General features: G+C 34.2%; 12 protein-coding genes and 1 pseudogene. 4 read left to right on the plus strand and 9 right to left on the minus strand.

Features of this window, described 5'->3' with window-relative positions; genetic code table 11:
* Positions 1-178 precede the first annotated feature (178 nt).
* Complete coding sequence (locus tag ACIQ2X_RS08300) at positions 179-763, minus strand: hypothetical protein (protein WP_396178462.1); 585 nt, start codon at positions 761-763, stop codon at positions 179-181.
* 608 nt (positions 764-1,371) lie between these two features.
* Between ACIQ2X_RS08300 and ACIQ2X_RS08305 the strand changes: the two genes are divergently transcribed.
* Entirely contained in the window at positions 1,372-2,490 is a 1,119-nt protein-coding gene (locus tag ACIQ2X_RS08305) for a VWA domain-containing protein (protein ID WP_396178463.1), read from the plus strand.
* A gap of 142 nt (positions 2,491-2,632) precedes the next feature.
* Positions 2,633-4,090, plus strand: coding sequence for an AAA family ATPase (locus ACIQ2X_RS08310; protein WP_396178464.1), 1,458 nt, complete (start codon positions 2,633-2,635; stop codon positions 4,088-4,090).
* Positions 4,091-4,240: 150 nt separating this feature from the next.
* Here the strand turns inward: ACIQ2X_RS08310 and ACIQ2X_RS08315 are convergent, their stop codons facing one another.
* The 8 genes from ACIQ2X_RS08315 to ACIQ2X_RS08350 form a co-directional block, all read right to left on the minus strand.
* Positions 4,241-4,531: a hypothetical protein gene (locus tag ACIQ2X_RS08315; RefSeq protein ID WP_396178465.1), complete on the minus strand. Its 291-nt coding sequence runs from the start codon at positions 4,529-4,531 to the stop codon at positions 4,241-4,243.
* Between the two features lie 214 nt (positions 4,532-4,745).
* Positions 4,746-5,339 carry a hypothetical protein gene (locus ACIQ2X_RS08320; RefSeq protein ID WP_396178466.1) on the minus strand — a complete coding sequence of 198 codons (594 nt, stop codon included), beginning with the start codon at positions 5,337-5,339 and terminating at the stop codon, positions 4,746-4,748.
* A complete protein-coding gene (locus ACIQ2X_RS08325) occupies positions 5,326-5,823 on the minus strand; it encodes an RNA polymerase sigma factor (protein ID WP_396178467.1) in 498 nt (165 codons plus the stop codon). Before ACIQ2X_RS08325 ends, ACIQ2X_RS08320 begins: the two co-directional genes overlap by 14 nt.
* A gap of 224 nt (positions 5,824-6,047) precedes the next feature.
* Positions 6,048-6,905 carry an alpha/beta fold hydrolase gene (locus ACIQ2X_RS08330; RefSeq protein ID WP_396178468.1) on the minus strand — a complete coding sequence of 286 codons (858 nt, stop codon included), beginning with the start codon at positions 6,903-6,905 and terminating at the stop codon, positions 6,048-6,050.
* A 213-nt stretch (positions 6,906-7,118) separates the two neighbouring features.
* Positions 7,119-7,376 carry a DUF6952 family protein gene (locus ACIQ2X_RS08335; protein WP_396178469.1) on the minus strand — a complete coding sequence of 86 codons (258 nt, stop codon included), beginning with the start codon at positions 7,374-7,376 and terminating at the stop codon, positions 7,119-7,121.
* 5 nt (positions 7,377-7,381) lie between these two features.
* The gene (locus ACIQ2X_RS08340) at positions 7,382-7,696 is read right to left on the minus strand and encodes a thioredoxin family protein (RefSeq protein WP_396178470.1); all 315 of its coding nucleotides are present in this window, start codon (positions 7,694-7,696) and stop codon (positions 7,382-7,384) included.
* 85 nt (positions 7,697-7,781) lie between these two features.
* A complete protein-coding gene (locus tag ACIQ2X_RS08345) occupies positions 7,782-8,420 on the minus strand; it encodes a peroxiredoxin (protein WP_396178471.1) in 639 nt (212 codons plus the stop codon).
* A 243-nt stretch (positions 8,421-8,663) separates the two neighbouring features.
* Entirely contained in the window at positions 8,664-9,686 is a 1,023-nt protein-coding gene (locus ACIQ2X_RS08350) for a helix-turn-helix transcriptional regulator (RefSeq protein ID WP_396178472.1), read from the minus strand.
* 121 nt (positions 9,687-9,807) lie between these two features.
* Here ACIQ2X_RS08350 and ACIQ2X_RS08355 point away from each other — a divergent pair, with 121 nt between their 5' ends.
* Both ACIQ2X_RS08355 and ACIQ2X_RS08360 read left to right on the plus strand, forming a co-directional pair.
* Positions 9,808-11,667 carry a DUF3696 domain-containing protein gene (locus tag ACIQ2X_RS08355; protein ID WP_396178473.1) on the plus strand — a complete coding sequence of 620 codons (1,860 nt, stop codon included), beginning with the start codon at positions 9,808-9,810 and terminating at the stop codon, positions 11,665-11,667.
* A gap of 7 nt (positions 11,668-11,674) precedes the next feature.
* Positions 11,675-12,270: pseudogene (locus ACIQ2X_RS08360) on the plus strand (hypothetical protein); the annotation flags it as partial.

Here is a 12,270-nt window from a genome sequence, read left to right on the forward strand (position 1 = left end):
AACAAAAACTAATAAAAAGTAATTATTTGTTGAATCGAAACGCGATAAATTATTTAATTTGTCAGTGTAATAGACCGCAATTATTACAAATATAAACATGGTGCAGCAAAAAATTACTGCACCAGTTTTTAATAAATAATTAAAATTACATTCTTTGATTTTTTTTTTCATAAAATAGTTACCTGCATCCCACATTACAAGTCGTTGAAAACCATCCCTCACTAAATTCCATAAATGGAGCTTTGCCAGTTGGGCAGGTTTTGGGCATTGAACCTCTACATTGTTCCATTGTAGTATCTTGCATAGACTCGATTACAGTTACAACTACGACCGCTGCAGCTCTCCAACAAGGTGGACATTTTAATGGCTGATTATTACTAAAGGTATGGCTTTCGAGGTTTGAAATTAAATCATCTCCATAATATTTAATATCAGTAATTTGCTCTCCGGCACTCGTTACTGCGGTAAATTTAAGGTAATCACCTTCTTCTACAAAATCAACAAAATCGATGAATTCACCACTAGTGGGATTAGAAATTCTGTAAACGGTTGTTTTGTTTTTTTTATTGGTGACGCTGCTCACATTAATCTTAGTTTTTAGATCTATTGAATATTTTTTTTTATTATTCTCATATTTTAAAATTGAACCATCCGATTGAGCGACAAATAATGTATTTTTGAATTCCATAGCATTTGTCTTATCTATGCTCTTTTCGTTAGAAACTATATTATCATTGGAGCATGAAGTTATAGAAAAAATCATTATTACTGATAACAAAGTAGACGACACAGTCTTAATTAAATTAATTTGCATGATTATAGATCTTCCCTTTATATTTATTCGGACTACCGAAAGGACGACAACTTTTGGTACTATTTTAAGTTAATTTATTGTACCGCCTCGCTAGTTAATAATTTATTATTTAGAGCCGCTTCTTTTATGTTACAACACTCTTACAGTATTGTTTTTAGCCATTTTTCAGCGTTAACTTCGTTCAAAATTTTTACCAACTCTTAAAGTTAAATAAACGTTTGATATTTAATTAACAAAAATTAAAACTTCGTTTATATCTTTCAAAAATAATTAAATTATTCAATTTTGTATCGACTAAAGTTATTTTTTTTTAATTTTTATTGGTATTTATGGTAGATTACTACTTCCTATTAAATGCTTGTTCGATACAACTCTTCTTAACCATTAAATATCTAAAATTACTTTAACTAAAAATTATTATTCGTTACGTTTTAAATAGCTGCTGAATACAGTAATTTTAAAGCTATGAAATGGGCATTACCTAAAAGCTTGGTTTTAACAACCAACTGAGATATGTCCATTACAAAAGACCTATAAAAATAAATAAAAAGCTACTTTTGAAAACGAACCACAGAAAAGGATTTAAATTCACTTCGTATCAAGCACCCAACATTTCGCCTTTTGAAAAACTGTTTGAAATTTTCAAGGAACTGATTGTGCACACTTCGGGTGATTTTGACGAAGCAATTGACTGGCTGCGAGAGTTGGACACCGAATATAAACTTACTGATGCCAGCTATACTATCGACGATTTTATTGAAGACCTTAAAAAGAAAGGCTATATTCGAGAGGAAATCAAAGGCGACGGGACTTCGGGAACGGGTCTTACCGCCAAAACCGAGCGACTGATTCGCCAACAAGCCTTGAATCAGATTTTTGGCAACCTCAATAAAAGCGGTTCGGGAAACCACAAAACCAAGCAGAGTGGAGCAGGGGACGAGTTCACTGGCGACTTGCGTGAGTTCCAGTTTGGCGATCCTATCGAAACCATTTCACTTACGGAGAGTTTGAAAAATGCCCAGGTCAATCACGGAATGGAGTCGTTTACCATTACCGAGAACGACTTGATTGTAGAAGACGCCCATTTTAAAGCGCAAATGAGTACCGTTTTGATGATCGACATCAGCCACAGTATGATTTTGTATGGAGAAGACCGCATCACACCTGCCAAAAAAGTGGCGATGGCGTTGGCAGAATTGATTACAACCCGTTACCCGAAAGATACGTTAGACATCATCGTTTTTGGAAACGACGCTTGGCCGATTTCACTCAAAGATGTTCCGTACTTGAATGTTGGACCGTACCATACCAATACCGTGGCGGGTTTGCAACTGGCGATGGACATTTTGCGTCGAAAACGAAACACCAACAAGCAGATTTTCATGATTACCGACGGCAAACCCAGTTGCGTTCGCGAAAAAGACGGTTCGTATTACATGAACAGCAACGGACTCGACGAGTACATCGTTGAAAAATGCTACACACAAGCCGCTCAAGCCCGAAAATTACACATTCCAATCACTACGTTTATGATTGCGAGTGATCCGTATTTGCAGCGGTTTGTTAACGAATTTACCGAAGCCAATCAAGGAAAGGCGTTTTATACCGGATTGAAAGGTTTGGGCGAAATGATTTTTCAAGATTATGAGAGTAACAGGAAGAAGAGGGTGAAGTAAAGCCTCCCTCTCCCGAAGCTTCGGGACTCCGAAGGAGGGGAGTTTTGGAGTAGTGAATTGGAATACACACTATATCACCGACTAGTAACGACTAGCGAATTGGAATAACCTAAAACGAATAACCTACAACATACAACAAAAAATGAAAAACATAAAAACATTCGGGGAATTAAAGAAGTCAGGGTATCAATCCAAGTCGATTAAGGATGAGTTGCGGGACAATCTGAAGAAAAGCATACAGTCGGGTGTTTCGGCATTTCAAGGCATTCACGGATTTGAAAATACGGTAATTCCTGAACTGGAACGCGCTATTTTATCAAGGCACAACATCAATCTTTTGGGACTTCGGGGTCAAGCCAAAACACGTCTAGCACGACTTATGGTGGGATTGCTGGACGAATATATTCCGTTTGTGAAAGATTCGGAAATCAACGACGATCCGTTCAAACCAATATCTCGTTTTGCAAAGCACATGTTGGAACAACACGGCGACGAAACTCCGATAGAATGGCTCCACCGTGACGAACGCTTTTTCGAAAAACTCGCCACGCCAGACGTTACCGTTGCGGATTTGATTGGCGATATCGACCCGATTAAAGCGGCGAATTTAAAATTGTCGTATGCCGATGATCGTGTGTTGCATTTTGGTATGATTCCGCGTGCCAACCGTTGTATTTTTGTTATCAACGAATTACCCGATTTGCAAGCGCGAATTCAGGTAGCTTTGTTTAATATTTTGCAAGAAGGCGACATTCAGATCCGAGGATTTAAGTTACGAATGCCACTTGATATGCAGTTTGTATTTACGGCAAATCCGGAAGATTATACCAACCGAGGAAGTATTGTTACACCTCTGAAAGACCGAATTGGTTCACAAATCTTGACGCATTATCCTGAAAATATCAACATCGCCCGAACGATTACTGAACAAGAAGCCAAGTCGGACGACCGGCAATCGGAGTTGGTTTATACCCCGCTATTGGCCAAAGATATTTTAGAACAAATCAGTTTTGAAGCCCGCGACAGCGAGTATGTGGATGCTAAAAGTGGTGTGAGTGCTCGAATGAGTATCACTGCTTTCGAAAATTTGTTGAGTACGGCCGAACGTCGTGCTTTGATCAATGGTGAAACAGAAACGGTCGTGCGATTGACGGATTTTATGGGAATTATTCCTTCTATTACCGGAAAAGTAGAGCTAGTGTACGAAGGCGAACAAGAAGGTGCAGCATTTGTCGCGCAAAACTTGATTGGAGCTGCTATAAAAACGCTTTTTGAAACCTATTTCCCTAAAATTGAAAAACTGAAACACCCAACGGCTGTTGATCCGTATCAGGAAGTCATCGATTGGTTTTTTAACGAAAGTGGTTTCGAACTCACCGATGATTGCAGCACAGCGACGTATAACTCCATCATTGACGAAATAGAACCCTTGAATAATTTGATTGAAAAATACCAACCCACTTCGCTAATTGAAGACCGAAGATTTTTGAAAGAATTCATTCTTTGGGGTTTGGTTGAGTACAAAAAATTAAGTAAAGAACGTTATGCCGACGGTATGATGTTCAAAGATATTTATGGAAATTACATCAGTAAATTGTAGTTTTTTTAGTTCATAAGTGAAAGCTTCGTTTGGTTTTACATCCGAACGAAGTTTTTTTTGAAGCTTGCATTTCCTCAGTTAATTTTACTCAATAAAAAAGAGCCACAAATACAGGTATTTATCGCTCTCTTCTAATATTTAAATTTTAATTTATACAGTTCCAGGTCCTGAAGTGGTTGTGGGTTGGTCATGTGATGAATCATGATTGGTAAAAGATTGGTATTTTCGGTTGCCGTGTTTTTCCTGAAAATGACGTTCTTCTTTGTTCAATTGCGAACGATCATCGCCAGAAACGTTGTCATTAATTCCAGTCAAATCTTCAACACCTAAGTTTTCCTTTCCATGTTCCCGTTCATGGCGTTCTTTCGCTTCTTGAAATTCGCGTTTTTCTTTTTCGATGTAAAAATTTTCATCTCTTGATTGATTTTCTTTAGTACTCATAGCAACGTTTTTTAAAATTAGTATTCCTAAAGTTACTTTACTTTAAAAGGGAAACCAATTGTTTTAGTTTATTATTAGCACTTGAACTTACATTTATAAAAAAAATACAAGTTGGAGGTGCCAATTCGAAGTCATTATCCCATTTTTTAAGACATTTCCAGCGACTAGAAATACTTAAAAAATAAGTTGAGGTTAGGATTTTTAAAATTATGATTTACAACGTATAATTCTGTTCGGTATATTTAATTGCTTCAATAATTTTTTGAATTTTAGCTTCTTCTTTCAGTTTGTGTTTTTTTCCTAAATAAAAAAAAGCAAATAGCATCCAAGTTAAATAACCAGCAATTGTAATAACGAGGTATAACAAAGGTAAAGGATACAAAACTTCGATAAAATAAAGTGCAAATGCAATGTTCATCAATAGAAAATAAATTTGTGTGAATTGCGTAGTCACAACTTTTTGAAATTGATAATAGGTTTCTAATTTCAATAATAGTTGGTGGGGATTTTGGGTTAAGTCGAGCTTTTTAAGTTGCATCACTTGGTACAATCGAGCTGCAGAAAATCCGATAATTGAGACGGTCATTAAACCGATACCGATAAAAGTAGTCGTTTGTTGAAACGGTAGGATGTTGGCCAAAATCAGTATGAAAACCACAACCGCAAGTAAGATGATTATTTGAGTACTTATTTTTGTATTCAAGGCGCGTTGGGTTTTTTTGGCATCGGCCAAAACAGCATTTACATCGGGCAACTGTGTAGGTTTTTGTTCCTTCCAAAGGTTTTGTAAGTCGTTAAAGTCTTTCATATTTCGAATATATTATACTTAATTGCTGTTTGATTCGGTGTATTTTTACGCGTAAGTTGACTTCTGTAATTTCTGTAATTTCTGCAATTTCCGCATACGGTACTTCCTCTAGTAACAATGTGATTATGAGTCGTTCGATTTCTTTTAATTCACTTATGGCTTTATGTAATATTTGCAGCTGCTGTTCTTTATTGTCGCCTTCACTTTCTAACAAAACGGGCGCTTTTTCGAGGTCGACACTTTTCTTGTTTTTAGAAGAGCGAATCTGATACAAACAGGTGTTGACTGCGATTCTATAAATCCACGTACTCACTTGCGATTCACCTCTGAACGTGTATAACTTTTGCCAAACCGTTGCGAAAACGTCTTGCAGCAAATCTTCCGCTTCCATCAAATTCCCTGTGTAACCCAAACATAGCCGCTGGACTTTCGGAGCGTATTTTTGATACAATTCTTTAAATTGTTGTTCTTGATTGTGGTTCACTTTCTTTATTATTTTTTAGCTTTATTCTATTATTATCAGCATTTATTAAATTAATTATTTGGGCGTTCCCCAAGGGTCGGGCTTTACGTTACAATCTTTTTTGTAGCAAAAAAAGCCACTAAAAAGGATTTTCACTTCAAACTGCGTTCACTGAACTCCGATAAAAATAGAAGTTAAGTGAAGTAATCCCTGACGCAAAATGCTGTAATAAATAGAGCTAAGCGTTATTTTTTAGCCAAAAAGGCATCAATTTGGGCATAAAACCATACGGGTTGGTCGTACATTATAAAATGTTTAGCGTCGGCTACTTCAATCTGTTTGTTTTTCAGCAAAGTATATTGATTTTCATAAATTTTCAAACTGTTTTCTTTAGTCTCAAAAATACTTGCCAAAACTAAGATATCTTGTTTTATTTTTGGTAGTTCTGGACGCAAATCGGTTGTTGACATTTCTACAATTGTACTTCCCAGTGTGGCTCGGTCGCTTTGAAAACTCCAAGTGGCTATTTGACGCGCTCTTACGGGATCGTTTACCTGAAACGCCATTTGCTTTGCCATATTGTCGATGTAACCTTCATCGGGTAAGTTTTTAAAATTTTCAATTACCATTGCTTTGTTGAATTGCGGATTGGTTTTTACTGATTCGGCTGTAGCCAAAGGATTGTAAAGCGCTGAGATAAACGGTACGCCATCCACACAAATGCTTTTTCCAAACAAGTCTGGATGGCTGCTGTGCAACCACAACGTCATAAAAGCCCCTAAACTGTGACCAATTAGTATTGGTTTTTGCAATTTATTCGTTTTTACATAGTGAATAATTTGATCGTGAACGGTTTTTAGAATTTCATCATTTGTAATCGGTTTTGCTGTGCCAAATCCTGCCAAAGTCATTACATGCAATTGATAATTATTTTTCAAATGGTCAACGGTTTCGTTCCAAATTTCGCCACTGCAAGAGTATCCTGGAATTAAAATAATTGGTTCTCCTTTGCCAATAATTTTCACTTCAAAAGCACTACTGTTTTGTGCAAAATTTTGACAAACAATAAAAAAGAAAGCCAGTGTTAAGAATAAATGTTTCATAATAAAATGGTTTTAATGATTTAATTTTTTCTTTGGATACCGATGTGTTTTGATTGTTACAAAAAAAGTTTAATTTATTTGAAAAGAAGTTGATTAACTTGTTTAAACCCTTGAATTTCAAGTTTATTCGTTAAATTTAATTTCGGTTTTCAACAAAAAAAAACAGCACCATTGCGGATGCTGTTTTATACTTTTCAAAAAGAAAAATCTGTTTTATTTATCAATAGAACCTAGAACACGCTTCATAAAAGCATTGAGCGCTTCCTTTTTATCCGTGCCTTCTTTGATCATTTTGTGTACTTCTAACGCGCCGTACATATTGGAAATCAGTTCACCCAAAACGTCCAGTTCTTCATCTTTTAGCGAAGAAACTTCGGTTAAACTTTCTAAAACTTCGATGGTTTCCACCAAATAGTCTTGGTCGTTTTCTTCGATAAACTGTGTCAGATGCTTGATTACAGGTAGTTTCATACTAATTAATTTGCTGAAATTTCACTTACCAAATCAGCCAAAACATCCGCTTTATTGGTTTGTGTTTCGTTTAATAATTTTCCATTTACAAACGTAGCGAAAGTAGGAAGATTAGAAACATTGGCCAATTTTCGAGATTCAGGCGATTTTTCGGCATCTACTAAAACAAACGTCATGTTCTCATTTTCAGTAGCCATTTTCTTGAATTTTGGCTTCATAATTCTGCAATTTCCGCACCAAGAAGCAGAGTATTGCACTACCACTTTTTCGTTCTGCGAAATTAAGTTTGCTAAAGTATCTTCGTTTAATTCGATTAACATAGTTTTAAAATTTCAATGTCAATTTCAACATCAAACTTCAATTATAAAATTTGATATTGTCATTGACATTGTGATTGATATTTAATTAGTTTTGGGCCAAATAAGCAGCAGTACTCAAACGGTCGGCTGCCATAGCATCTTTCCCTTCTTCCCAGTTGGCTGGACAAACTTCACCTTTTTCTTGAACATGTGTGTAAGCGTCTACCAAACGTAAAAATTCGTTTACATTTCTACCTAACGGCATATCGTTTACACTTTCGTGGAAAATTTTTCCAGTCTCATCAATCAGGTAAGTAGCTCTGTAAGTTACATTTGAACCTTCAATGATAATAGAATCAGTCTCTTCACTGTAAGAAGTCGATTCGATGTCAAGAATGCCTAAAATGTTAGCCAAGTTACGGTTCGTGTCTGCTAAAATTGGGTAGGTAACACCTTCAATTCCACCATTATCTTTTGGGGTATTCAACCAAGCAAAGTGTACTTCATTGGTATCGCAAGAAGCACCAATCACCATTGTATTTCTTTTTTCAAATTCCGGTAAAGCGGTTTGAAAAGCGTGTAATTCGGTGGGGCAAACAAATGTAAAATCTTTTGGATACCAAAATAAAAGCACTTTTTTGTTGTTATTCACCGCTTCTTCGAAGATGTTGATTTTTAAATTATCACCCATTTCAGAGATGGCGTCTACTGCAATACTTGGAAATTTTTTTCCTACTAATGACATAATATATTATTTTTATTTGTTGTTTTTTAATGGTGCAAAAGTAGTCAGAAAGTACTGTTGCTACAATCATTTTTGAATCATTATTTATATGTGTGCATAAGATTTATCTATTGGTTTACGATAAGTTTATTTCACAAAAAAAATTCCTGAAAAAAGATACAATTCATTGTTTTTGAACTGATTTTTTTGACTGAAAGTGCAGCAATTTTCACTAAAAAGTTAGATTTTAATCGTACTAACTACCTAGTTTTTATTTGAATAATTCGATAAACCCAACGCCAGACGATTCCTCACCGTCTTTTTCAAATACTCTGGACTTATCACTTGTACACTCTCTCCGTAAGACAAAATCAATCGCTCCAATTCGTAATTGAGGATTACTTTTATTTTTACCTCAAATGTATTTGCATCCAACCATTTGTGTTTTTGGGTTTCGTGAATCGATTTATTTTCCATATACTTACCTGTCAATTGATTAAAATGCAAAACCACTTCTTCAAGTTTAGAATCAATAGGTTTGCTTACTCCAATGATGTCCGAAAAATATTCTTGCCAGTCTATTTGTACGTTTTCGATGAAAGGAACGGTAACGGGAAGCACTTCCTCGATTCTATCAATGGCTATGTTCCAATCTGGTTTTCCGCTTTCGGGGTGCAAACCGAATAAAAACCAGCGGTTGTTGTATTCTTTGAGATAGTAGGGATGAAAAATATAAGAATACGGCTCTTCAGTTTTAAAATCCTTATACGTAATTGCTAAAGGTATTTTATTTTGAACCGCATTATAAAGTGTACTAAAATGTTCAATCCCCTTCAAATCCTGCGAACTATCGAAGCCTATAAACGGTTTTTGATTGGTGGTTGTTTTTAAATCAGTTTTCAACTTGGCGATAATAGCTTGTATTCCTTCAAATTGGGGCATTCCTTCAAATTGCGACAATACCTGAATAGCCGATTGAAACTGATCAAGCTCCACTTCATTCAGGGGTGCATTGTTAATCGAGAAATTCACATCTTCATATCGGTAGATTTTCTTCTTTCCATCTGATAGTTCAGCCAACTCAATATTCCAACCTTCTGCACTCCGCATAAAAGCAATATCATCGCGCAATTGGCGGGTTTTAATACCTTCGGCGTCTCCTGTAATTTCAAAAAGAGATTCGTTGACCGTTTCTAATAATGTTTCGAAACAAAAATTTTTGTAGGGATTACGAAAACATTTGTCTAGTATTTTATAGCGAATTAAAGGGGTTTTCGTGATTGCCATTGTGTGGTTTTATTTATATTTACAAAGTAAAGAATTTGCAAGATAAAAAATTAAAAGTAGCTGTGCAGTAAAAATGCACAATATAATGATAGGTTTGCACTAACAAAATAAATAAGAACAAATGAGTAAAATAGGAATTAAAAATTTTAGAGTTTTCAAAGAGTTTACCGAGTTTGAGATAAAACCAATTACACTTTTAACAGGTCCGAATAATGCCGGAAAAAGTTCTTTTACCAAGCTTTTGTTGTTGCTTAAAAATGGTATTAAAAAATTAAATTTCAATGAAGGACTTCATAATTTGGAGAGTTTTGACAAAGTTTTGAATTGGGAAAATAAACAAAATACTGTAGAATTGTCTTTTGATAATGAAATTCCTTTTTTAACGGATGATTTTAAAGTACAATTAACTTATAAAAAAAATGAAATCAACAAAATTTCCATTTCAAACAACGTAAATACATTACTGAATCTTAGTTTCGTTAGAAATAGTGCTTTTCATAATGAAGATGCACGAAAACTACTTAAAGCTGATGAAGGAGAAGATTTAGGAGAAAGACTGTATGGTGGAAGGCCAGGCCCTTATGATCCATATATTTTAAATTTGAACATTACTTTTTTAATTGATTTGATTTATTCAAAACAATTAAAACAAAAATTTTACGAAATTAAAGAAAACAATGAAGTCAATAAAAAAACCATAATCTTGACTGATTTAGTTGTTGGTAATCACGAAATATTCAAAACTACTTTTCCAGATTTGATTGATTTGCATCATAAAGAAATTGAACTTGACTCTTGTAGAACTTGCGCTTTAAACAATGAAATAAATGCTTTAGAAAAAAATTATTTATTGTATGACATAATTGCAAATGATAAAGTAATCACGCATTTGTATCAAGATAAATTAATTGAACTACAAAATTCTATATTTTCAGACATTAAAACACACTTCGATCCTTTTGACTCTTCATCTGGATCGGATTTAATTTCAATGTTAAAATCAATTTTACCTAATATAAATCAAAGAGTTAAAGATGAAATTATAGGGTTTTTCAAAAAAGAACTACAGACAGAAAATATAATAATAAAAGAAACTGCATTAGGAAATTTAATTTTTATCGAAAAACTTTATGACCAATATGATAACTATAATGGAGATAGAGGATTTTTTCAGAAAAATCTTTTCGACCAGTTTTCAAAATTCATTAACACAAAAGAAAGAATATTTAATAATATAACTTATTTGTCAGCCAACAGAGGCAGTCAAAAAAGAACTTTAAGAAATAAATCTGAAAACGATATAGATGAAATTGTGTTGGATTTTTTTAAATACAAAGATAAATATTTATACTCTCTGGAGGAATATGCAAAAACCTTACCTGAATTAGAAAGAAACTTTATTGGTCTTTTTTACGATAATGATAGAAAATATTTCGATAAAGTATTAGAAATCCTTGAAATCGAAGGCACTCTTGACATAGTTCGGTATGAAAATGTAATTTCAGTAATCTACATCAAACAGAAAGACAAAGATGTTGCATTAGCCGATTTAGGCTTTGGGTTTTCGCAATTGATTCCTATTGTATTAAAGATTATTAATACTGTTGAATCAAATTCAGAAATTTTAATAATTGAAGAACCAGAAGCCAATTTACACCCCAATTTGCAATCCAAATTAGCGGACATATTTGCGTTGACCGTAAAAACTTTTCCGAGGCTTAATTTGATAATAGAAACTCATAGCGAGTATTTAATTAGAAAATTGCAATACTTGACAGCCAAAGGAGATATTAGTCCCGATGATACAAGCATATACTATTTTAATGCCGACAAATATGTAAGCCCGCAAGAGCCAAAAGTAAAGCAAATTGAGATTAGAGAAAACGGAAATCTATCGGATACTTTTGGGCCAGGGTTTTATGATGAAACCACCCGTTTGCAATTTGATTTAATGAAATTGAACCAAGAACAAAACAATTAGTATGGAATTGTATATAGAAAAAGAGTTTTTGGATAATTTTTACCTTGAATTTGATGAATCATCTGCTTCACGTTCCCAGAAAATTGTGGCCACAATTCTAAAAGAGTACGCAGAGGTGGAGTGTTTTATTGATTGCGAAATTGAAACTCTAGAGCAACTTGAATTTTTGAAAAGTGAAAACTCTTTTTTTAAGGCAATTTGCGATAAAAGTAAAAGTCCGTTAGGCGTAAAATCAATAAAAGATCACTTTTTTGACAAGTCAAAATGCGAACAAACTTTGATTTTTACACAAAATAATAAGGATTGGTTTAATGAGGCAGAGCGTAAAGGCGCTTTGTGTTTTTCTTATGAAAATTATCAGCAAAGGATAGAAAATATTGTTCAACAATGTCATTTTAAGATTGATTTGAGTGAAGGGTTTCAGGGGTGGGAACAAACATTACAAAACATTCAGGAATTAATGCCGTTAAACAAAATCATCATCAACGATGCTTATTTATTAGATAAACCCGAATTTTATGAGAGCAATGTTTACCCTCTAATAAAAGCGATTTCGAAGAACAAAAAAACTAAAAAGCTCTTTTATACTGATATTCTGAATAA

The organism is Flavobacterium sp., assembly GCF_044368625.1.
Classification (GTDB): Bacteria; Bacteroidota; Bacteroidia; order Flavobacteriales; family Flavobacteriaceae; genus Flavobacterium.

Excerpts from the sequence above, each read along its gene's own strand:
- ACIQ2X_RS08300 (WP_396178462.1), bottom strand. The coding sequence starts at position 763 with ATGATTTTTTCTATAACTTCATGCTCCAATGATAATATAGTTTCTAAC.
- ACIQ2X_RS08310 (WP_396178464.1), top strand. The coding sequence starts at position 2,633 with ATGAAAAACATAAAAACATTCGGGGAATTAAAGAAGTCAGGGTATCAA.
- ACIQ2X_RS08315 (WP_396178465.1), bottom strand. The coding sequence starts at position 4,531 with ATGAGTACTAAAGAAAATCAATCAAGAGATGAAAATTTTTACATCGAA.
- ACIQ2X_RS08320 (WP_396178466.1), bottom strand. The coding sequence starts at position 5,339 with ATGAAAGACTTTAACGACTTACAAAACCTTTGGAAGGAACAAAAACCT.
- ACIQ2X_RS08330 (WP_396178468.1), bottom strand. The coding sequence starts at position 6,905 with ATGAAACATTTATTCTTAACACTGGCTTTCTTTTTTATTGTTTGTCAA.
- ACIQ2X_RS08335 (WP_396178469.1), bottom strand. The coding sequence starts at position 7,376 with ATGAAACTACCTGTAATCAAGCATCTGACACAGTTTATCGAAGAAAAC.
- ACIQ2X_RS08340 (WP_396178470.1), bottom strand. The coding sequence starts at position 7,696 with ATGTTAATCGAATTAAACGAAGATACTTTAGCAAACTTAATTTCGCAG.
- ACIQ2X_RS08345 (WP_396178471.1), bottom strand. The coding sequence starts at position 8,420 with ATGTCATTAGTAGGAAAAAAATTTCCAAGTATTGCAGTAGACGCCATC.
- ACIQ2X_RS08350 (WP_396178472.1), bottom strand. The coding sequence starts at position 9,686 with ATGGCAATCACGAAAACCCCTTTAATTCGCTATAAAATACTAGACAAA.
- ACIQ2X_RS08355 (WP_396178473.1), top strand. The coding sequence starts at position 9,808 with ATGAGTAAAATAGGAATTAAAAATTTTAGAGTTTTCAAAGAGTTTACC.